The organism is Mycobacterium colombiense (genome assembly GCF_003284975.1).
GTDB classification, from domain to species: Bacteria; Actinomycetota; Actinomycetes; order Mycobacteriales; family Mycobacteriaceae; genus Mycobacterium; species Mycobacterium europaeum_A.
This window is the reverse complement of record NZ_QMEU01000015.1, coordinates 1-21655: the sequence shown is the minus strand read 5'-3', so window position 1 is coordinate 21655 and position 21655 is coordinate 1. Positions and strand designations below refer to the sequence as shown.

The 21655-nt window shown below is 66.0% G+C and carries 21 protein-coding genes and 1 pseudogene; 7 read left to right on the top strand and 15 right to left on the bottom strand.

Going from position 1 to position 21655, the window contains the following annotated elements:
- Window positions 1-42: 42 nt before the first annotated feature.
- Both DQP58_RS07880 and DQP58_RS07875 read left to right on the top strand, forming a co-directional pair.
- Window positions 43-477: an MmpS family transport accessory protein gene (locus DQP58_RS07880; RefSeq protein ID WP_276310495.1), complete on the top strand. Its 435-nt coding sequence runs from the start codon at window positions 43-45 to the stop codon at window positions 475-477.
- Window positions 474-3374: an RND family transporter gene (locus DQP58_RS07875; protein WP_112707887.1), complete on the top strand. Its 2901-nt coding sequence runs from the start codon at window positions 474-476 to the stop codon at window positions 3372-3374. Before DQP58_RS07880 ends, DQP58_RS07875 begins: the two co-directional genes overlap by 4 nt.
- On the opposite strand, the gene DQP58_RS07870 is transcribed toward DQP58_RS07875, so the two are convergent.
- The 5 genes from DQP58_RS07870 to DQP58_RS07850 form a co-directional block, all read right to left on the bottom strand.
- A complete protein-coding gene (locus DQP58_RS07870) occupies window positions 3367-4149 on the bottom strand; it encodes an SDR family oxidoreductase (RefSeq protein ID WP_112707886.1) in 783 nt (260 codons plus the stop codon). The genes DQP58_RS07875 and DQP58_RS07870 overlap by 8 nt on opposite strands.
- Before the next feature lie 115 nt (window positions 4150-4264).
- Window positions 4265-5188: a TIGR03564 family F420-dependent LLM class oxidoreductase gene (locus DQP58_RS07865; RefSeq protein ID WP_112707929.1), complete on the bottom strand. Its 924-nt coding sequence runs from the start codon at window positions 5186-5188 to the stop codon at window positions 4265-4267.
- 92 nt (window positions 5189-5280) lie between these two features.
- Window positions 5281-6147 carry a hypothetical protein gene (locus DQP58_RS07860; protein WP_112707885.1) on the bottom strand — a complete coding sequence of 289 codons (867 nt, stop codon included), beginning with the start codon at window positions 6145-6147 and terminating at the stop codon, window positions 5281-5283.
- A gap of 13 nt (window positions 6148-6160) precedes the next feature.
- Window positions 6161-7387: an acyl-CoA dehydrogenase family protein gene (locus tag DQP58_RS07855; protein WP_112707884.1), complete on the bottom strand. Its 1227-nt coding sequence runs from the start codon at window positions 7385-7387 to the stop codon at window positions 6161-6163.
- Window positions 7388-7467: 80 nt separating this feature from the next.
- Complete coding sequence (locus DQP58_RS07850) at window positions 7468-7857, bottom strand: DUF1801 domain-containing protein (RefSeq protein WP_112707883.1); 390 nt, start codon at window positions 7855-7857, stop codon at window positions 7468-7470.
- A gap of 129 nt (window positions 7858-7986) precedes the next feature.
- Between DQP58_RS07850 and DQP58_RS07845 the strand changes: the two genes are divergently transcribed.
- The 3 genes from DQP58_RS07845 (at window position 7987) to DQP58_RS07835 (ending at window position 10482) form a co-directional block, all read left to right on the top strand.
- A complete protein-coding gene (locus tag DQP58_RS07845) occupies window positions 7987-8793 on the top strand; it encodes an acyl-CoA thioesterase (RefSeq protein WP_112707882.1) in 807 nt (268 codons plus the stop codon).
- A 62-nt stretch (window positions 8794-8855) separates the two neighbouring features.
- Window positions 8856-9374, top strand: coding sequence for a nuclear transport factor 2 family protein (locus DQP58_RS07840; RefSeq protein WP_112707881.1), 519 nt, complete (start codon window positions 8856-8858; stop codon window positions 9372-9374).
- 7 nt (window positions 9375-9381) lie between these two features.
- Window positions 9382-10482, top strand: a complete 1101-nt coding sequence (locus DQP58_RS07835) for an NAD-dependent epimerase/dehydratase family protein (protein ID WP_112707880.1) — start codon at window positions 9382-9384, stop codon at window positions 10480-10482.
- 33 nt (window positions 10483-10515) lie between these two features.
- Here DQP58_RS07835 and DQP58_RS07830 read toward each other — a convergent pair whose 3' ends face one another.
- Complete coding sequence (locus tag DQP58_RS07830) at window positions 10516-11487, bottom strand: aldo/keto reductase (RefSeq protein ID WP_112707879.1); 972 nt, start codon at window positions 11485-11487, stop codon at window positions 10516-10518.
- 92 nt (window positions 11488-11579) lie between these two features.
- On the opposite strand from DQP58_RS07830, the gene DQP58_RS07825 reads away from it, so the two are divergent.
- Both DQP58_RS07825 and DQP58_RS07820 read left to right on the top strand, forming a co-directional pair.
- Window positions 11580-12914: an acyltransferase family protein gene (locus tag DQP58_RS07825; protein ID WP_112707878.1), complete on the top strand. Its 1335-nt coding sequence runs from the start codon at window positions 11580-11582 to the stop codon at window positions 12912-12914.
- A gap of 56 nt (window positions 12915-12970) precedes the next feature.
- Complete coding sequence (locus DQP58_RS07820; protein ID WP_112707877.1) at window positions 12971-13837, top strand: pyridoxamine 5'-phosphate oxidase family protein; 867 nt, start codon at window positions 12971-12973, stop codon at window positions 13835-13837.
- 99 nt (window positions 13838-13936) lie between these two features.
- On the opposite strand, the gene DQP58_RS07815 is transcribed toward DQP58_RS07820, so the two are convergent.
- From DQP58_RS07815 to DQP58_RS07775, 9 genes and pseudogenes are all read right to left on the bottom strand, one after another.
- A complete protein-coding gene (locus DQP58_RS07815; RefSeq protein WP_112707876.1) occupies window positions 13937-14824 on the bottom strand; it encodes a universal stress protein in 888 nt (295 codons plus the stop codon).
- Window positions 14825-14924: 100 nt separating this feature from the next.
- A complete protein-coding gene (locus tag DQP58_RS07810; protein ID WP_112707875.1) occupies window positions 14925-15839 on the bottom strand; it encodes a formate/nitrite transporter family protein in 915 nt (304 codons plus the stop codon).
- Window positions 15839-16105 (bottom strand): hypothetical protein, encoded by a 267-nt coding sequence (locus tag DQP58_RS07805; RefSeq protein ID WP_112707874.1) that lies wholly within the window; start codon window positions 16103-16105, stop codon window positions 15839-15841. Before DQP58_RS07805 ends, DQP58_RS07810 begins: the two co-directional genes overlap by 1 nt.
- Window positions 16102-16728 carry an RNA polymerase sigma factor gene (locus DQP58_RS07800; protein WP_112707873.1) on the bottom strand — a complete coding sequence of 209 codons (627 nt, stop codon included), beginning with the start codon at window positions 16726-16728 and terminating at the stop codon, window positions 16102-16104. The genes DQP58_RS07805 and DQP58_RS07800 overlap by 4 nt, the downstream gene beginning before the upstream one ends.
- A gap of 10 nt (window positions 16729-16738) precedes the next feature.
- Window positions 16739-17806: an acyl-CoA dehydrogenase family protein gene (locus DQP58_RS07795; protein WP_112707872.1), complete on the bottom strand. Its 1068-nt coding sequence runs from the start codon at window positions 17804-17806 to the stop codon at window positions 16739-16741.
- Between the two features lie 9 nt (window positions 17807-17815).
- Window positions 17816-18340: an OsmC family protein gene (locus DQP58_RS07790; protein WP_066862873.1), complete on the bottom strand. Its 525-nt coding sequence runs from the start codon at window positions 18338-18340 to the stop codon at window positions 17816-17818.
- Window positions 18341-18503: 163 nt separating this feature from the next.
- Window positions 18504-19820, bottom strand: coding sequence for an iron uptake transporter deferrochelatase/peroxidase subunit (gene efeB, locus DQP58_RS07785; RefSeq protein WP_112707871.1), 1317 nt, complete (start codon window positions 19818-19820; stop codon window positions 18504-18506).
- Window positions 19821-19822: 2 nt separating this feature from the next.
- Window positions 19823-21094 carry an iron uptake system protein EfeO gene (gene efeO, locus DQP58_RS07780; RefSeq protein ID WP_346427267.1) on the bottom strand — a complete coding sequence of 424 codons (1272 nt, stop codon included), beginning with the start codon at window positions 21092-21094 and terminating at the stop codon, window positions 19823-19825.
- Window positions 21036-21655, bottom strand: a pseudogene (locus DQP58_RS07775) (iron uptake transporter permease EfeU); the annotation flags it as partial. The pseudogene DQP58_RS07775 and the gene efeO, both read right to left, overlap by 59 nt.

The window sequence follows — 21655 nt, the reverse complement described above, 5'->3', positions numbered from 1 at the left end:
CTGATCCACGTCACCACCGCGTGCCGGGGAAGGGGCACCTAGGTGCAGATATCGAGACTCGTGCGCAACGCCTGGTTGCCGCTGTTGATCGTGGCGGTCGTGCTGGTTGGCGGGTTTGCCGTCGTTCGCGTCAAGTCGTTCTTCGGCGCGCACGACACGGGCATCATGACCAGCCCGCGACTCGATGACTCCAAGCCGTTCAAACCCAAGGTGGTCAAGTACGAGGTATTCGGCTCGGCCAGCCAGGCCAATGTGAACTACTTGGACCTGTCCGCCGACCCCAGGCGCGTCGACGGCGCGCCGCTGCCATGGACGCTGGTCTTGAGCACCACCGCGCCCTCGGTCTTTCCAAACCTGTCAGCGCAAAGCGACGGCAACTCCCTCGGGTGCCGCATCACCATCGATGACGAAGTCAAGGACGAGAACCTCACCCACGGCGTGCACGCCCTGACCTTTTGCATGGTGAAATCCGCATGAGCACAACGCTAAACGACGCCCGTACCGACACCATTCCCGTCGTCGACGAACCGGTGCGAGACAAGATTCCCCGGCTCATCCGGGCGCTCGCCGTGCCGATCATCTTGGGCTGGATCGCGATCATCGCGGTGCTCAACGTCTCCGTCCCCCAGCTGGAGGAGGTCGGCAAGGAGCGCTCGGTGTCGATGGCCCCCGACGACGCGCAGTCGGTGGTCGCGACCAAGCGTATGGGCGCGGTGTTCAACGAGTACAAGTCCAACAGCTCGGTGATGATCGTCCTCGAGGGCCAGAATCCCTTGGGGGCGGATGCGCACGCGTACTACGACTTGATCGTCAAGAAGCTCGACGCTGACACGAAACACGTTGAACACGTGCAGGATATGTGGAGCGATCCACTGACCGGAGCGGGTGCGCAGAGCAACGACGGCAAGGCCGCCTACGTCCAGGTGTACCTCGCCGGTAACCAAGGCGAGGCCTTGGCCAACGAGTCGGTGGAATCCGTCCAGAACATCGTCAAGAGCGTGCCTCCGCCCAAAGGGGTGAAGGCCTACGTAACGGGTCCCGCAGCCCTGTCAGCGGACCAGCACGAGGCCGGCGACCGCAGCATGCAGCTGATCACGGCCGCCACGTTCACCGTGATCATCGGCATGTTGCTGTTGGTCTATCGATCGGTCGTCACCGTGTTGCTCACGCTGGTGATGGTGGTGCTCGAGCTGTCGGCCGCGCGCGGAATGGTCGCGTTCCTGGGCCATTTCAAGCTCATCGGACTCTCCACGTTCGCCACTAACTTGTTGGTCACCTTGGGGATCGCGGCCGCCACCGACTACGCGATCTTCTTGATAGGCCGATATCAGGAAGCCCGCGCCATCGGTGAGACCCGCGAAGAGGCGTATTACACCATGTATAAGGGCACCGCCCACGTGGTGCTCGGGTCTGGCTTGACCATCGCCGGCGCTACATTCTGCCTGCACTTCACCAACCTGCCGTATTTCCAGACGCTGGGCATTCCGCTAGCCATCGGCATGGTGGTCGTGGTCGCAGCGGCCCTGACGCTCGGTGCGGCCGTCATCGCAGTGGCCACGCGTTTCGGCAAGACCCTCGAACCCAAACGCACGCAACGGATTCGCGGGTGGCGCAAGATCGGCGCGCTGGTCGTCCGCTGGCCCGGTCCGATCCTGGTCATGACGATCGGGGTCGCGCTGGTGGGCTTGCTGACCCTGCCGGGCTACCGCACCAACTACAACGACCGCAAATACTTACCGACGGACCTGCCAGCCAACGAGGGCTATGCGGCCGCGGACCGGCACTTCTCACAGGCGCGGATGAATCCCGAGGTGCTGATGATCGAAAGTGACCACGACCTACGCAACTCGGCGGATTTCCTGGTGATCGACAAGATCGCCAAGACCGTCTTCCGGGTCCCGGGCATCGGGCGCGTGCAGGCGATCACCCGTCCGCAGGGCACGCCGATCGAGCACACCTCGATTCCTTTTCAGATCAGCATGCAGGGCGTCAGCCAGCAGATGAACCAGAAGTATCAAGAAGATCAGATGGCTGACATGCTGCACCAGGCCGACATGATGCAGACGACCATCGACAGCATGGAGAAGATGTCGAGCATCACCGCGCAGATGGCCAACGACATGCATGTGATGGTGAGAAAAATGCATGACATGACCATCGACATCAATGAATTGCGCGACCACATGGCCGATTTCGAGGACTTCTTTCGTCCGATCCGCAGCTACCTCTACTGGGAAAAGCACTGCTATGACATCCCCGTGTGCTGGTCGCTTCGCTCGGTCTTCGACGGCCTGGACGGCATCGACACCATGACCGACGACATCGAAAGCCTGCTGCCGATCATGGATCATCTCGACACCCTGATGCCTCAGATGGTGGCGCTGATGCCTTCCATGCTCGAGAACATGAAGGCGATGAAAACGACGATGCTGACCATGTATTCGACCCAGAAGGGGCTACAGGACCAGCAGAAAGAGGCGCAGAAGAACTCCAGTGCCATGGGCAAGGCGTTCGACGCTTCGAAGAACGACGACTCGTTCTACCTGCCCCCGGAGACCTTCAATAACAAAGAGTTCAAAAAGGGCATGAAGAACTTCATCTCCCCCGACGGGCACGCCGTGCGGTTCATCATCAGCCATGACGGCGATCCGATGTCGCCGGAAGGCATTTCGCACATCGGGGCGATCAAGAAGGCCGCGTACGAAGCGCTGAAGGGCACTCCGCTGGAGGGCTCCAAGATCTACCTCGCGGGCACCGCGTCGATCTATAAGGATCTCAGCGACGGCAACACCTACGACCTGTTGATCGCCGGGATCGCTTCGCTGTGCCTGATCTTCATCATCATGTTGCTCATCACACGGGGGGTGGTGGCGTCGGCGGTCATCGTGGGAACCGTCTTGCTCTCGCTCGGCGCGTCCTTCGGGCTTTCAGTGCTCATCTGGCAGCACCTCGTCGGCATCGAGCTGCACTGGATGGTGCTGGCGATGTCGGTAATCATCCTGCTGGCCGTGGGCGCCGACTACAACCTGCTGCTGGTGGCGAGGTTCAAGGAAGAGATTCACGCAGGCCTGAACACCGGCATCATCCGGTCGATGGGCGGCACCGGTTCGGTGGTGACGTCGGCGGGGCTGGTGTTCGCCTTCACGATGATGACGATGGCGGTCAGCGAGCTGACGGTCATCGGTCAGGTCGGCACCACGATCGGACTGGGTCTGCTATTCGACACCTTGATCGTGCGGTCGTTGATGACACCGTCCATCGCCGCGCTGCTGGGCAAGTGGTTCTGGTGGCCGCAACGGGTGCGTCAACGCCCGGTTCCGTCGCCGTGGCCCAAGCCGGCCAAGGACGCCGAACCGGTTACCGCCGCTAGGTGACCCAGTCCGGCTGAGCGTCGGTCTCGACGTTGGAGAAGTCCTTATGCCCCAGCCCGGCGGTGGTCCCGCCGTCCACGACGAACTCCGAGCCGGTGGAGTAGCTGGACTCGTCGCTGGCCAAATAGACCACGAGGTTGGAGACCTCGACGGGCTGGGCCGCCCGCCCTAGCGCGGTCTGGAAGATGTCGTCGGGAACCCAATCGGTCATCGGGGTCTTGATGAGTCCGGGATGGATTGAGTTGACCCGGATTCCGCTCGGACCCAACTCGAGTGCCGCCGACTTCGTCAGGCCCCGCACGGCGAATTTGGTTGCGGTGTAACCGTGGCAGGCGATGGTGCCGGCCATGCCTTCGATCGAGGAGATGTTGATGATCGATCCGCGGCCCGCTTCCTTCATGGGTTTGACCACGGCGCGGATGCCGAGGAACACGCCCGTCAGATTGATGTCGAGGATCCGCTGCCACTCCGAGAGCGCGTAATCCTCCAGGGTGCCGATGTTGATGATGCCGGCGTTGTTGACCAGCACGTCGAGGCGGCCGAACTCGCTCAGCGCGGTGGCCACCGCCGCATCCCAATCCTCGGGCTTGGTCACGTCGAGGTGCAGGTAGCGGGCGGCGTCACCGACCTCGGACGCGACCGCCTTGCCCTCGTCGTCGAGGATGTCCCCGAAGACGACCTTGGCTCCCTCGGCGACCAGCGACCGCACGTGCGATGCGCCCATCCCCCGGGCCCCGCCGCTGATCAGGGCGACCTTTCCCGCCAACCGTTCTGCCACTGCGTTTCTCCTCCTCGTGTGGGTTCGCCTAAGCACCATACGTACCGGCGGCTCTGTATGGCCATATCCGCAACGGCGCGGACACACCAGAACTAGGCCGGATGAACCCGTCGTGTCAGGAGTCGTAGGCCAGCAGCAGCGCCCGGGTGCGAGCCCGGCCGTCCGGCGACGGATCGAATGCCGCCGCGACGTACTCGTCGACGCCCGCGGCACGTAGTTCGTCGAGCCGGCCGCGGACCGTGTCCTCGTCGCCGATGATGGCGGCGTCCTGCGGCCCCGCATAGCCCTCACGGTCGAGCATCGCGCGGTAGGACGGCAGCTGGCCGTAGATGGCGAACTGTTCGGCCGCCTGCTTGCGGGCGGTGTCGACATCGTCGGTGACGCTGACGGGCAACGACGCCGCGACCCGCACCTCCCCCTCACGCCCCGCATCGGCGGCCGCCTGCCGCAGCGTCGGGCCGACATGCTCGGCCAACGTCTTGGGCCCCGTCATCCAGGTGCAGGTGCCCGACGTGCGCCGCCCGGCGATCTTGAGCAGTTGCGGGCCCAGGGCCGCGATGTACACGTCGGGTCGCGGTGCGCCCGAGATCATCAGCGCGCCGCGGGTGGTCACCGTTTCTCCGGCCGCGGCGGCGGGTTCACCGGCCAGCAGGGGCAGCAGCCCGTCGAGGTATTCGTTCAGCCTGCGCACCGGCTTGTCCCACGGAATTCCCCACATCCCCTCGGTGACCGCCTGATGGGTCATGCCGAGCCCCAGCGTGAACCGGCCACCCGAGGCCAGGCTCAGCGTGAGGGCGCGCTGCGCCATGAGCATCGGATGCAGATTCTGGATCGGCACCACACCGCTGGCCACCTCGATCGTGTCGACCTCGTGCAGTGCGATGGCCAGGATGGTGAGAAGGTCTGGCTCATAAGGCAATTGGCTCATCCACACGCGTTTGAAGCCCTCGTCGCGCAGCATCGCGAGGTTCGCGATCGTCGCGTCGATCGGCGATTGGTCGCCCGATCCGCTCAGTTGGCCGAACATAGAAACCTGCATGATCAACACGCTCCTTCGCGTCTCCGGGAAGGTTATCGCCATCCGCCCGGGCGTTCGCAACCAGCTCTGGGGCCAGGGGCGCCGAACCCGGCTCAGCCGACGATGTCGAAGACCGCCGCGGCGGAGGTAACAGCCTTGTCGGCGTTGCCCTCGTCGTGCAGCAGCATGCGCACGCCGACGCGTCCGGAGCCGCCCGGGTGTGCGGTGCCCTCGACCCGGAAGGGCCCCACCTTGCCGCGGGACATGAACATCACGTGCCAGCTGACCGCCTGCAGCTTTGTCGTTCCCGCCACCTCCGCGGCGAGGTCGATCGCCGCGGTTTCGAGAACGACGTGCTGGGGCCCGATGTGCAGCGCGGCGTCCGGCGACGCGAGTTCGGTGCTCAGCTCGGGCAGTATCCAGTGGCCGTCTTGTCGACGGCTGGCGCCGAAGGCCTGCCACAGCGGCGGTAGGTCGGGTGAGTCCTCGACCACCAGCTCGGTGCCCGAAACATCCATCCGGTCCAGGCCTTCCGGCGGGATGCCGATGATCGCTCCCTGCCCCTCGTTGAAGGCGATGACACGGCTGGGGTTGTCGGCGTCGACGATCGTGCAGCGCCCGTAGCCCATGGTGCGACCCTGGTGCACGATGCCCGAGCCGACGATCTCGATCCTGGTGACGTCGTATCCGGGGTCGACGATCTGTACCGACGCGATCACCGGATTGGGAACCGCGACCATGTCGGTCTGGCAGCCCTCCGGGGACGATATGGCCAACGGCGCCACCATGATTCCGCCGGCGTCGTTGCGCATGTCGCGGCGGATGGCGACGGTGTCATCGGTCTCGCCCAAATTCATCGACGAGTGTTTGCGACCGATGTAGCGGTAGCTCAACAGGCCCGTCCAACGCCGGTACAGTTCCTCGCGGTAGGCGTCGGAATCCCCCATCAACTCCCGGATGTCACGAAGTTGGCCGCTCAATTCCGTTCTCCTCCTAGCTTTTGCCGCGCCGCACCTGATTGAACGGCACACCACGGTCGTCGGCGCGCTCGCGCGGGAAGTTCAGCACGCGCTCGCCGATCACGTTGCGCGCCATCTCGGTGGTACCGCCGCCGATGCTGGCGGTCTGACGGCCCAGATAGCGCGTCCCGATATCGAGCAGCCCGGCGTCGTCGACCACGGCCGCTGGACCGGCGACGGCCAAGGCGGTATCGGTCTCGACGTCATGCACCTCGGCCATGTAGAGCCGGATGATCGATCCCGCGGCGGGCGGCAGGGATCCCCCGGCGACGGCGTGAAAGACGTGCTCGCTGAGTTGGCCGTGTACGGCCCGGTGCACCAGCGCCCGGCCGACCATCTCCTGAAGTCGTTGATTGCCGGCCTGGTTCGTCTTTTCGATCAGGGACAACAGGTCGACGGAGACGTCGTGGGCCTCGGCGATTCCCGGCCCACTGGTGTACTCCGAGCCATCACCCATCGTGCGCCGTTCGTGGTAGAGCTGGCGCGACGCGACGTCCCACCCTTTGCCCGGTTCTCCGACCACAGCGTCGTCGCCCACGTCGACGTCGTCGAAGAACTCCTCGCAGAATTCGATGGAGCCGTTGACCTGCTGGATGCGGTTGATGGTGACTCCGGGATGCTGCAGCGGCACCAGGAACATCGTCAGCCCGTCGTGTTTGGGAACCTCCCAATCGGTCCGCGCCAGGCACAGGCCGTAGTCGGCCGCGAAGGCCCACGTGCTCCAGGTCTTGGCGCCGTTGATGATCCACCGGCCGTCGCGGCGCTCGGCACGGGTGATGACGCCCGCCAGGTCGGATCCCCCGCTCGGCTCGGACAGCAGCTGCACCAGCACCTCGTCGCCGCGCAGGGCGGCCGAAATGTGCTGGCGCTTCTGCTCTTCGCTGCCCATATCGAGAATCGTTGCGCAGCAGATGGCGAATGACGGCACGTTGAGCAGCAGCGGAGTCTCGTAGGCCTGGGATTCGGCGTCGAATGCCTTCTTGTACTTGTAGCTCAGCCCGAGCCCGCCATATTCAAGCGGGAAACAGATCCCGGCGAATCCGCCCTCCCACAGCAGCTTTTGCAGTTCTCGGGCCCGGCGCCACGACGGCAGCTCATCTCGCTCCAGCTGTGCCGCCTTGGCCGGATCGAGTCGAGGCATGTTCGCGGCCAGCCAGGCCCTGGCCCGGCTCCGGAATTCCTCGACCGATTCGGACGTCACCGGATCGCCTCTCATTCGAGCGTCGACCTTGTGCTGGGCGACTGTACAGCAACCGTCACACGGCTGTATAGGTCGGCGCCCTACGAGCCGTTCAGCTTCACCGCGGCGCGAATGAGCGCCGTCAACGCCTTCTCGTCGAGCTCGTCGCCCTCGTGGAAATCGATGGCGCGTCTGGTGTTGCCGTCGAGGCTGGAATTGAACAGACCCGCGGGATCCGGCAGCGACGCGCCCTTGGCGAAGGTCATCTTGACGACGTTCTTGTACGTCTCGCCCGTGCAGATCATCCCGTCGTGATACCAGACCGGAACGCCCCGCCACTTGAACTCCTCGACCACTTGCGGGTCGGCTTTCTTGATCAGTTTCCTGATGCGCGCGAGCATTTCGCCGCGCCAATCCCCCAATTCCTTGATCCTGGCGTCGATCAGCTCGGCGGGAGACGCGGCTGCGGCGCCGTCCTTAGGGTTCGCCACCCTGGCCCCCTTTCGATGAGGTTGTCGCTCGCCGGACCGTACCTCAACGGATGGTGCTCGCCCGGCCCACCCGGCACGACCCCGTAGCCAGCACCAGCGTTGTCCACAAGTAATCTGCGGTCGATCACCATGACCGACACACACCCCTTCGACGAAGCCCTCCAGCTCGACCGGACCGGGACCGACCTCCGGCGGGGTCGCACGCACCCGGAGTGGGCCAACATGGTCGGGCCGTTCGGCGGGATCACGGCCGCCGCCATGCTGCACGCGGTCGAAACACACCCCGACCGCATCGGGGTACCGCTGGCCCTGACCGTCAACTACGCCGCTCCCATCGCCGACGGCGACTTCGACCTCGCGCTGCGGGCCCCGCGCACCAACCGCACCAATCAGCACTGGATCGTCGAGCTGAGCCAGGACGGCGTGGTCAAGACGACGGCCACCGCGATCTTCGCGATCCGGCGAGAGAGTTGGGCCGACACCGAGAGCCGCCGGCCGAGCGCGCCGCCACCCGAACAGTTGCCCGCCGTCGATCCGGGCCTGGTCCGATGGACCGGCCTCTACGACATGCGCTACGTGGAAGGCGCGATGCCCGGCAAAGGCGGGGACGCCAGCCCTTCGTCGACCTCGACCCTGTGGGTGCGCGACGGCGCGGGACGCCCGGTCGACTACCCGGCGCTCGCCGCGCTGTGCGACGTCTTCTACCCGCGGGTGTTCTTGCGCCGCGGCGGCTTCGTCCCGTCCGGGACCATCTCGCTGACCACGTATTTCCACGCCGATCAGCCTCAACTCGACGCCGTCGCGGGCGACTTCGTGTTGGCCACCGCTCATGCCAACCGGTTTTCACGCGGTTATTTCGACCAGAGCGCGCAAGTGTGGACCGCCGACGGCGAGCTGCTGGCGACCACCCATCAGATCGTCTACTTCAAGGGCTGACGGGTTTACACTTCGCCAGGGAAACGTCACGCGTCGGCACTGGCGGAGGGGATCGAGCGGCTATGACAGAGCGCGCGCAGGGCCTAATCGCCGAGACGCTGCCGGCGATCGAGTCCATCAAGCAGCTCAAGGCGCGCTACTGCCGCTACCTGGACACCAAGGACTGGGCGGCGTGGCGGACGATTTTCGCCGACGACTTCGTCAGCGACACCTCCGAAGCCGGTGGCAAGCTGATCGCGGGCGCCGACGAGTTCGTGGCGTTCACCCGCCGGGCCCTCGGGCGCCCGGCACAGCCCACGGCTCACCAGGTGCACACCCCCGAAATCGAGCTCACCTCGGCCACGACCGCGCGTGGAATCTGGGCGCTGCAGGATGTCGTCCGATTCGGGCCCGGGGTAACCTTGGTCGGCTACGGCCACTACCACGAAACCTACGAGAACATCGCCGGCCAATGGCTTATCAAGAGCTCCAAGCTAACTCGACTCCGCGAGGACATCGTGACGCCGTTCTTCTCGATCTACGTCTCCCCCCGGCTCCGCACGGCGATCGGCAAGATCGCCGAACGGCTGATGGATCGGTGACGCGGCCATGACCGTCGACACCGTTTTGGTCACCGGCGCCTTTGGGCAAGTCGGTAAGCGTTGCACGCAGATTCTGCTAGATCGCGGCCGAACCGTCGTCGCGATGGACCTGCGCAACGACAACACGGTCGCCGTCGAAAAAGAACTCGCGGCCGGCGCGCAGCCGGGGACGTTGATACCCGCCTACACCGACCTGCTGGACGCCGAGGCGGTCAACGCCCTCATCGCCACCCATGAACCCGGAGCCATCGTTCACCTGGCCGCCATCGTGTCCCCGCCGTCCTACCGCAATCCCGAACTGGCCCGGCGGGTCAATGTCGGTGGCACCGAGAACCTGTTGACCGCCTGCGCCGCGCTCCCCCGCCCGCCGCTGTTCCTCATGGCGTCCAGCGCCGCGGTGTATGGATCTCGCAACCCCTACCGTCAGCCCGAGCGGATCACCCCGGACACGCCCGTGAACCCCATCGACCAGTACGGGCAGGACAAAGTCCTTGCCGAGGCGGCGATCCGCGGCAGCGGCCTGCCGTATGCGCTCTACCGACTCGCGGGCGTCATCTCGCCGGACACGCAGGCCGGCATCAACGGTGACTACCTCACGCTGATGCGTTCGATGCCCAGCGACAACCGCATTCATGCGGTGGACGCTCGTGACGTGGCGCTGGCCTTCGCCAACGGCGTCGACCGCGAGGACTCCATTTCCGGCAAGGTTCTGCTCATCGGGGGCAACGAAACGTACGTGCTGCTCCAGCACGGCCTGCAAGACGACCTGATGGAAGCGGCCGGCCTGGGTCCGCTCGGCCCGTCGGCTGGTCTGCCCGGCGACCCGGCCGACGACCGCGGCTGGAGTTTCACCGGCTGGTACGACACCACCGAAGCGCAAGCGCTGCTGGACTTCCAAGAGCACGACTGGAGCCAGACGTTGGCGTGGGTGACCGAATCGCAGGGCCGCCTGCGGATGGTGCTGCGACTGTTTGGCCCGGTGTTACGCCCGGTGCTGCTGGCCGTTTTGACGGTGCAGCGCCGACTGGAGGGACGCGGCCCGTACGCCGACCCGTGGTCACTGATCGAAAAGACCTACGGCACAGCGGCATTGGCGAGCGTCGACTAGTGCGATGCACACCAGGCGGCGGCTTTGGGGGCGCTAGCGATCGATCCACGCCATTTGCGCCTCGGCGTGATGTCCCCCCACGGGCGGGGTGAGCCGATCCAACCTGGCCAGTTGGTCCGCGGACAGTTCTATCGCGTCGGCCCCGACATTTTCTTCCAGGCGGGTAACCCGCTTGGTCCCCGGGATGGGCACAATGTCAGGGCCTTTCGCCAACAGCCACGCCAAGGCGACCTGAGCCGGCGTGGCGCCGACGTCCGCGCTGATATCGCGCACCTCGTCGGCGCACCGCAGGTTGTGTTGGAAGTTCTCGTCGAAGAACCGCGGGTTGGTCTTGCGGTAGTCGGTCTCGGGTAGCTCGTGCGTGGAACGGATTGCGCCGGTGAGAAAGCCACGGCCCAGCGGCGAGTAGGCGACGAACCCGATGCCCAACTCGCGCAGCGCCGGCAAGATCTCGTCCTCTTGATCGCGGGTCCACAGCGAGTACTCCGATTGCACCGCCGTGATCGGGTGCACCGCGTGGGCGCGGCGAATCGTATCCACGCCGACTTCCGACAGGCCGATGTGCCGGACCTTCCCGGCGGCGACCAGCTCGCCCAGCGCGCCGACGGTCTCTTCGATCGGGGTCTGGCGGTCGAGGCGGTGCTGGTAGTACAGGTCGATGCGATCGGTCGCCAACCGTTGCAGCGAACCGTCCACGGCGATACGGATATTGGCGGGGCTACTATCCAGGCCCTCGCGACCGGTGTGCGAGATCAGACCGAATTTGGTTGCCAGAACGACTTGATCGCGCCGTCCTCGCAGCGCGCGGGCCAGCAGTTCCTCGTTGGCATAGGGGCCGTAGACCTCGGCCGTGTCGATCAGCGTCACACCAAGGTCGATGGCGCGATGGACGGTGCGGACCGATTCGGCATCGTCGCTGCCGGCGCCTGCATAGGCCACCGACATGCCCATCGCACCCAGGCCGAGGCGACCGACCTGCAACCCGCCGAGTTGAGCCTGTTTCATGGGATGTCTCCTGTTCGACGGTTACACGAGACCCCGCTGGGGGCCGGACGGTACCGTGGCGCTGTGTACCGCGTCGAGCTTCCCCCGATCTGATGGGCCACGCAAACACGACGCGGCCGCCGCGCAATCTGGCTGTCGACTACTACCGGGTGTCCGGCGTGGTGCTCATCGTGCTGGGACACTGGCTGGCCGGGTCGGTCACCTATCACGACGGCCAGTTCGGCCGGCAGAACCCGCTCGTCGACCTGCCCTGGACCCAGTGGCTGACCTGGCCCTTCCAGGCCGTTCCGGCATTCTTCCTGGTTGCCGGTTATGCCGGCGCCGTGTCCTGGACGCACCGCCACGACGCTGAGGGGCTTTCGCGGCGGACCTGGATACAGCATCGGCTGGCGCGGGTCCTCGGACCGACCGCGGTGTACATCGCGCTGGTGTCGGTGGTGGTGGTTGTCCTGGGTGCCTGCGGCGTGGCGGGCTCGGTGCTCGAGTACGCCGGTTGGGCGGTGGCGATGCACCTGTGGTTCCTGGCCGTGTATCTGGCTGTCGTGTCGATGACGCCGATTGCCATTGCCGCACAACGTCGTTGGGGGCCGCTGGTACCGGCCGCTCTCGCCTTGACGGTCGCGGCGGTGGATGTCGCCCGGCTCGCCGGCCATGTGCCCGCTCTGAACTGGGTGAACTACCTGTTGGGCTGGGGCACCCTGTATCAGCTTGGGATCGCTTGGCACGGCGGATCGTTGGCCGGCCGCAGACCCGCTCTGCTGGCCAGCATCTCGTCGGTGGCGCTGGCGTTGCTGGTGTGGCGCAAGATTTATCCGGTCAGCATGATCGGTGTCCCCGGACAGACCATCGACAACACGACACCTCCGACCGTCGCGCTGTTGGCGTTCGGCTGCGCCCAAACGGGGCTTGCGATGGCACTGGCCCCCGCGCTGAACCGTGCGCTGCGCGCGATGCGTGTCGAGCGCGCCCTGTCCATCGCCAACAACAACATCATGGCGCTTTACCTGTGGCACATGATCCCCGTCGTGATCGTGGCGATCGTCGGCTATCCGGCCGGACTCTTGCCGCAGCCGCCCGAGGGTAGCGCGCACTGGTGGCTGGCCCGGCTGGAATGGGTGGTCATCTTGATCGTCGTGACGGTGGTCGAGATGATGCTGTTGTGGTGGGCCCGAAAGCTTTTCGCGGCTCCCTTACCGCTGCTCGGGGTACCGCTCACCGAACGCTGGACCGAACCGGTGATGCTGGCCGGTGCCGCGGCGGCGGCCTACGCCCTGTCCCTGATCGCCGCCGCGGGCTTCGCCCCCGACGGACGCTTTGCGTGGCTGACCGCGGCGATCTTCGGCGCCGGAGCGCTGCTGGCGGCATTGCGACCCGCGACCCGGTCAGCGCCCCATGCGCGGGGCGTGGAGCAGGACCGAAGGACCTGACCGAGGGCGCCCGTACCGCCAGGAAGCTTTGCGCCGGTGACGTTGTTACGACGAATATGGCCGCGACGGGATTCCACGAGGGCGAACTCGCGACGCAGCGCCGAGCGGGTGTCGAAGCCGAGGCCGGGCGGCTCGAGGGCATGCTTGACTCGTCGGATCTGTCCGACGGCGCCGCACGCTTCCTGGCGTCGCAGCGGTTCGCCGCGCTGACCGGACGCGACCACGACGGCGTCCTCTGGGTCTCACCGCTGGCCGCGCCGCAGGGTTTTCTCCGCGGGCTTGCAGGTGTCTTGCACGTGTCGTCCGCTCCCCGGGACGGCGATCCCTTGCACGGGATCCGGGCCGGCCAGCAAGTCGGCCTGATCGCCATCGACTTCCCCACCCGCCGCAGGTTACGGATCAACGGCGAACTGGTCGGTGCCGACCACGCGGGCTTGACCATCCGCGTCGACCAGTCGTACGGCAACTGCCCCAAGTACATTCACCGCCGCACGATCGACGTGGCCGGTCTGGCTACCCCTTCGAAACACCCTCGTCGCGCAACGCTTCTCGACCCCGCCGATCAAGCAATGATTGCTGCGTCCAACACGTTCTTCCTGGGCACGACTCATCCCACCCGCGGCAGCGATGCGTCACACCGAGGCGGCCCACCCGGATTCGTCCGAGTCGACTCACCGAACCGGCTGTGGTGGCCGGATTTCCCGGGAAACAACATGTTCAACAGCTATGGCAATCTGGCCGTCGACGACGAAGCCGCCCTGCTGTTCCTCGATTTCGACACCGGCGCAGCTCTGCACGTCAGCGGTACCGCACGGGTGCGGTGGACCAGTCCCGGCGCCGCCGGTGATGACGGCGCCGTGGGACGCAATGTTGCCTTCTCGGTCGGCGCCGTGACAACGCTGGCCGGTCTGGTGAATCAGTGAATGACGCCCGTGACATGGTTTGAGCCACAACTTGAACGGTCGTCGGATAGCAACATTTAGGCACCGCCAGATGCGCTGTCGGGCGACGGAGGCGACGGTTTATGCGGCGGACGGTCGGGCAACGATGATCGGCACCCGGACCGCGTGCAGGACGGCGTTGCTGACCGAACCCAACAGCATCCTGCTCAGGCTGCCCCGACCGTGGCTGCCGACGACCACAAGCTGTGCGGTCTCAGACTTGTCAATGAGGTGCCGCGCGGCCCGGTCTTGAGCGATGAGTCGGTGAACCGTCACATCGGGATAGCGTTCTTGCCAGCCCGCCAGGCTCTCGGCAAGGGTGCGTCCCGCTTCGCCTTCGACAGCCGGCCAATCGATTTCGAAGACGTCGACCACCGCGGCGTCGCTCCATGCGTGAATGGCCACCAGATCCACACCGCGACGAGACGCCTCGTCGAACGCGATTTCCGTCGCGAGTTCGGAAGCCGGTGAGCCGTCGGTGCCCAGCAGGACGGGGGCATTCCGCGGACCAGGCAGTTCTTCGTCCCGCACGACCGCGACTGGACAGTTCGCGTGCCGCACCACGGTCGAGCTCACCGACCCCAGCAGGCCACGGGTCAGTAAGCCTCGGCCCGAGCTGCCCATGACGATCATCTCCGCCGTATCGGACATCTTCAGCAGGGCCGGCGCCGGGGCGGCGTAGACCAGTTTCCTGCCGATGGGCACCACGCGGTCGGTCGGCATCGCGTCTTCGGCGACTTTTGTCGCGTGGATGATCGCCTTCTTGCCTTCGTCTTCGAGGCTCGTGACGAGGGACTCGGGGTACGGAACCGGCGGGAAGGTCGCGGCGGGAGTCGACACGGCGTGCACGACGGTCAACGGGATGCTATGCATCGCCGCCTCCCGGGCCGCCCAGCCCGCGGCGACGGTTGAGGCCGGCGAGCCGTCGACCGCGACGACGATACCGAGTTCTTTGACGGGTACGGACATCACGTTCTCCCTCCATCTGCACAAACGCTATCCGAGGAGGGGCGTCATAATCGTGAGGCTTTAGTCCTCAACCGTCGGGCCGGAGGTCTCTCGTCACCGGCTAGACCTTGCGCCGCTGCAGCTGCGCGATGATCCAGAACGGCAACGCCACGAATACCGTGCCGCCGATGAGATTACCCACGGTGGTGATCCCGATGTTGGTGAGCAGCCCGTGCGGGCCGAAGCCCCAGCTGATCGCGCCGCGCGGCGCGACCGGGTGAAAGAGGTTGAGCAGCAAGGGAAGACCCAGGAATCCGACATTGGCGATCACGTGCTGGGTGCCGCCGATGACGAACGCGAACGGGCCGTAAAACGCGAAAGCCATTCGTGCTACGTCGCTGCGGGCTTTGAAGAACATGCACATCGAGGTTTGCAGGAACCACGTGCACACCACGGCGAGCAACAGGGCCGTCCAGAAGGGCTGGCCCGCCTTCAGCGTGCCGACGGTGGCCGCTCGCTCGGCGAACGCGCCGAGGTAAGGCCCGCCCGCCGCGGCGCACACCGTGACGAACACCAGCGCGCCGACGATGTTGCCGATGAGCCCGACGGTCACCAACGCGACATAGCCGCGCAGGCTCAGCGTGCGCTTGAGCACGGCGAGAAAGCCCGCGGCCATGTCGGCGGTGATCAGCGACATGCCCGACACCAGGATCAAGACGAAGGACATGCCGAAGGCCAGGCCCATCAAAAGGCTTGCCACACCGGGTGTTTTGACGCCGGTGCTCACCACCAGGGCTAGCAACGCCCCGAAGGCCACCATCACGCCGCCCACCAGAGAGCGCATCAGGAATGCCCAGGGATGCGCGGCTTTTTCCACTGCCATGGCCGCCACCCGATCCACCATGGCGCCCACCGACAGTGGCTCGAACGGATCCTCGGGCACGGCGTCGGCCCTGACGCCAGAGGGCAACACGGTCACGTTGTCCGCAACCACAGCATCGCCTCGAAGCTGCGGCGCTTCAGCGTTGATCGTCATCAGGGTTCGCCTTTCCTGAAGGTGTTGATCGCGTTGATGACACCGGCAATGTGGTCCTCGCTCAGCTGCTCGCCGTCGAAGACGTGGCTGAGCAGGATCTTGAGGTCGAGCATCTGTTGCAGATAGACCAGACACGGCGGGCATTCGTCGAGGTGCTTGGCCACGATCGGTCCCCACTGCTGCGGGTCGGAGTCGACGAGATCGTCGACGAGACGGACGAAGTCCACGCAATCGATGGCGGGGACTGCGTTGTCATGAACGGTCATCGGTGATACCGCTTTTCCAATTCGGCTCTGAGATTTCCCCGGGCGCGGTAGAGCAGTGCCCGCTGCGCCTCGGCGGACAGTTCGAGAAGCGCGGCCGCCTCGTCGGCCGACGTCCCGACGATGTCGCGCAGGATGACCAGCTGCCGTTGGCGTTCGGGCAACGCATCCAGTGCCGACCGCACGTAGCCGAGCAGTTCGCTTTCGACGGTTCGGTCTTCGGGGAGAAAGCGACGCGACGGCGGGACACTCCAGTGGCCGGCGTCGGGGTGACCGGCGGGGTGCATGCGACCCGACAACGGGTCGTCGAATTCGCCGTCGGCGGCCAGCACCTCGTGGTGGCGGATCCGCGATTCCCGGCGCCGGTGCCGGGAAGCGGTGTGTTTGACGATCCCGAACAACCAGGTGCTCACCGACGAACGCCCCTGAAACGAGTCCGAGGACTGCAGCACCTGCACCCACGCCTCCTGCACGGCTTCTTCGGCGACCGTTGCCGAATCCACCATGGTGCGGGCGAAATTCACCATCGGCCGGTGAAAGTCGCGCACCAAGCTGGCCAGCGGAACCCCGCCGACCAGGTATTCGGACTCGGTGCCCTCCGGCGGCACCGCCACCGGAGTCACCATCGACCCACGCTCAGACGCATCTGGCCAGTTCCCAGCGCAGCTGCCCTTCGGACGGTGACTGGACGGGGATGAACGCCGCCTCGCGATAGCGCCGGCTTGCCGGTGTTCGGCTCGCGTAGCCTTTGCCGCCGGCGGTCCGCACCTCCAAGTCGGCGCTGGCGCTGGACAATTCGGCGGCGGCGAGGCGCAGCGACAGCAACTCCTTCTTGGTGGGCGGCTCGGCCCCCCCGACGGCCGCGGCCAGCTTCGCCAGGGTGGCCTCGGCGGCCACCAGCCGGTCATCGACGCGGTCGACGTCGTCGCTGAACACGGCGTTGACACCGCCGAGTCCCAGGCGAGCCTGGTCCAGGGCGGTCCGGGTCAGCCCCAGGCACATCGCCGACTGCAGGACAAGGAATGTCGGGCGCACCGACTGCAGGAAGCCCTCGAAGTCGCGCGACAGCACCTGCCCGGCAGGAACTTGCGCGCCGTCCAGGTTCAGGTACGACGAGGCGGTGCTGCCCATGGCCAGCAGATCGAAATGCTCACCCACGTTCACCCCGGGTGTGCTCAGCGGCAGCGCAACGATGAGCTTCTCTCCGGCATCGGTGCGCACCGCGGTCACCATCGTGGAGTCGGGGTACAGATTGCTGGCCCACCTGATCGGACCGGATACCCGGTAACCGCCGGCCACGGATGTGGCCGTCAACTCCACGCTGCCGCAGCCCGCCGCCTCCTTGAACGCCGCGGCCATGCCGGTGACACCCGGCACCGCTCCCGCTAGGAGCGGCTCAACCGCCGCGCTGCTGAATTCGGTTGCGGCGGTGAGCAGATACTCGATCGTCATGCGATGCGCCCACAACGAGAACCCCGTGCTCATGCAGGTCCCGGAAACCGATCTGATCACCTCGGCCATCACCGGAAGCCGGCCGTCGACGTTGCCCGGGGCGCCAACGCCCAGCAGGCCCGCCTCTCCCAGCGCGGCGAAGCTGCGACGGGAGTGGCCCTCGCCGCGGTCCAACGCCGCGGCGTGCCCCCGAATGTCTTCCAGCAGAGCGACATCCACCTGGCCGGCCGCTGTGTCCGTGGTCGTTGTCATTTCGCGTGCTTATCCGGTGATCAGGGTCGAGTCGACGGTCACCGGGTTGCGAAACGTATTCACCACCGGTGACCAGGCGATGGCGTTGTCGTGGATCTCCTTCAGCGTGGCTTCGTCGGCGTCACCGGCCAGGCTCACCGTGCAGCGGACGGCGCTGAACCCCAAATACTTCCCCTCCGGGGTGTCCCCTACGCCCCACACCGCGGAAATGTCGATGTCGCCTTGCATCTCGACCTCGATCTTGGTCAGCGTCACCCCGCGATGCGTCGCGTTGGCCAACAGGCCCACCGAGACGCACGAACCCAGCGCGGCCAACGCGGTCTCCGAGGGATTGGGCGCCGAGTCGTCGCCGAGCAGCGCGGGCGGCTCGCCCACCAGCATCGGCGCCAGGTCCCGGACGTAGGTCATGTTGCGGAAGCCCGCTTCGCACACGGTCTTGGCTTTGAGCGTCTTCCTGCCTGTCTCGGGATTGCTTTTGGCGTTACACGACAGCCGGTCCAGGCCTTCGGCGTCGATCACGAGCGCGTCGGTCATGTGACTTCTCCGTTTCTCGCTGATTGTGCGGGTTCACGGAGTTAGTGCGCGCCGAGCCCCGATGCGTGACGGCGGGTGCGATTGATTTACCGGTCCGACACGAAACGTCACGGGGGTGAAACGTGACGACCGGGCCGGGCCGTCGACCGCCGACAAGATTTGCTCAGCTGAACAGGTTTTGCCCGATGTAGTGGCCTTCAGCGGGCGCTGGCGGCACCGCGAAAATTGCTGATCCGATGTGGCGGATGTATTCGTTGAGCAGGTCGTGGGCACCCAGGCGGTTCTGCAGACGAATAAAATCTCGGGGATCTTTTTGATACGAGACGAACAGCAGACCGGCGTTGAGTTGGCCGTTGGCGTCCAGGCCGTCGGTGTAGTTGTACGACCGCCGGCGGATCATGATGCCATCGTTGTTTTCCCGGGCGGCAAGGCCGACGTGAGACATCGGATCGATGAGCGGGTTGCCGTCGGCGCCCTTGGCGGCGAAGTCCGGTGTATCGAACTCGTGCTTGCCGCTCAGCGGCGCTCCTTCTTCTTTCGTGCGCCCGAAGATCCTCTGCTGATTGCCGATTCGGTCAACATCCCACGTCTCCATCAACATCCGGATCTTGCGGACGACTTGGTAGGTCCCCCCGTTCATCCAGGGCTGGTCACTGTTGTTGACCCAGACAAACTTGGCGTATTCGGCGTCGGTGGCGATGTTGCGGGTTCCGTCCTTGAATCCCAACAGGTTTCGTGGCGTGTGCTGGCCGGGTCCGGCGGAGGCCCGACCGAACCCGAGCACCGCCCAGAACGGAGAGACGATGTTGCGGCCGAGGCGGGCCAGGTTGCGCACCGCGTGGTAGCAGACCTGAGGATCGTCGGCGCACGCCTGCACGGACAGGTCGCCGCCGTGCAGACGCGGATCCAGGTTGTCGCCGTTCAGCGGCGGCAGGTCGGTGAACACGGCAGGTCGCCGGGCGGCCAGTCCGAATCGATCGCCGAACAGCGACGGGCCCAGCCCGATCGTGACGGTGAGGCTGGCCGGGCTCAGCCCGTAGGCCTCCCCGGTGTCCACGGGAGGCTGCACGTCGACCTGGGGCTGCACCGTCCCGACCGGCTTGCCCTGCTGCAGGATCGCGGCGGCGGCCGACCAGCGCGCCAGAAGGGTCTGCAGGTCGGTCCGGCCCGCGCCGTCGGCCAGCGAGAACGACATGAACATGGCGTAACGCTGTGGGGGCGTATCGATTCCACCCTGGTGCGGCTGGCCGTAGTAAGGGTAGCTGCGGCGCAGATCGACGGTGTCATCGTCGTCACCACGCTGTCCCGCCGCCATGGCGTGACCGGCGAAGCCGCCACCCATGGCACCGATGGCGGCACCGCCGAGCCCGGCCAGCATGGCGCCGCCGAGCGCGCGCCGGCGCGACACCGTGGCGGAGTCCGCCGGTGCCCCAGCGTCGTTCGTGGCGCCGTCGGAGCGTGGGGTGATGTCGTCGGTCACGATCAACCTGCCGTAACGACTTTTTGGGCGACGGTGGACAGGCTCTGGTGCAGCGGCTGGATCACCGCGGTCAGCTTCGGCGCGTCGCTGGCCTTCAGCGCCGCCGTGTAGGTCTTGTAGCCGCCGAGCGCGGCCGGGTCGCGATACCCGTCCAGGGTGGTCAGCACGCTGTGGAACTGCTCATCGATCTGGCGGACCAGGTTGGCATCGATCTTTTCCAGGCCCGGCCGTAGTGAGGCGTAGGCCTGCTGGGCACCTTCGACGTTGCCCGAAAAGTCCACCAGGTCAATGTGACTGAAAGCCTCTTCCTCGCCGGTGATCTTGGTGTTTTGGATCTCTTCGATCAGGTCGCTGGCGCCGTTGGCCAGGTCCTCGGGCTTGTACTGCAGGGTCGCGACGATGCCGTTCAATTTGCCGACATTGCCTACCAGTTCGGTGCTGAGCGCCTTGGTCCCGGGGGTGATCGCGCCGCCCTGCCACAGATCGCGCTCGATGGCGTGGAAGCCCTTCCAGCCGACCTTGGCATCGACCGGTGTCGACTCACGCATGTCGATCAGGTAGTCCAGGTTGCCGGCATTGTCGCCGACGGCGAACCCCGGCAGGACGAAGCCCTCCACGGTGGACTCCGAACGCTCCCAGAACAAGCGGGCTTTGGCGTAGGCCGCCTTCGCGGCCTCGACGTTGCCCGACTGCACGGCGACATCGAGTGCCTTCACGCCGTCGTTGAGCTGTCCGATCTGGTTGACGATGTAGGTGGCGTAGTCCTTGGTGCCCTGGCCGAGGATGCTCGCCACGGTGCCCGTAGGTGTCGCGGGCGCATTGCCGGTCACCGTCAGGGTCTGGTATTCGGTGCTGGCGCCCGGACAGTAGAGCTGGTAGGCGCCCCCGTCCAGCGAAACCGTGAACGACACCGGGTCCAGGCCCGGCGCAAGGTTCTCCTTCTCGCCGACAATCCGCTGGTCTCTGAGCAATTCGACCTCGTTGATGCCGGGCGCATTGGTGTTGGCGACCGTGAAGGTCACCGGCCCGGCGGGTACGTTGGTGGTGTCCAGGGCGCAGCCGTCCTTGCCGCCGTCGTTGGCCATGGTGACCTTCACCGCGTTGGTACCGCCCGGTTTCGTCGACTGGGCGTGAGTCGCGGTGTCACCGGAGTGGCTGCATGCGGTCGCGGACAACGCCGTCGTCGTGACGAGAACCGTTGCAGCCAACAAGAATTCACGAGACCGGCACGCTGCCAGGGCGATGCGACTCACCTTCAATGGATTTCCTCTCATCGGTCTGCCTGCGGTCCACGCGCACCGAGGCTATCGCTGACAGCGCGCAAGCTAACGCAAAACCCGCTATTACCAACGGCAACCAGACATTCCACAGCTGCCGCTCCCCGCGATTGCGGTCGCTCGCGACGATCTCGGCCGCCGTCGAGTGGTCATCGGCAGCGGAGGTGGACCAGTCCGTCGTCAGCCCGCCGAGGCTGACGGTCTTAGCCCCCGTCAGCCCACCGCCGGTCAAGATCGCGGTGCGGTTGCTCGTCGCGTGCGCGCTCACCACGCAATCACCTCGCGCGAGCACGGTGTACTCGGTGATCGTCGACCATTGACCCTGAAACGGCCCCGGAGTGCGGCCGGCCGCGAGGCCGACCGGCAGCCGGCCTCCCGTCATGCTCAGCAACTGATTCAGCGAGACCTCCGGCGCACCGTCGGCCCCGGCCGCCTCGGAAGCCTGCCACACCTGCACGGGCAAGCCGTCCACCGTTTGATCGTCGCCCGGGATCAGCACGATGCTGTGGGCGGTCGAGCCGCCCTGGGGGACGACGGTCAGCTCGCGCCCATGCGGCC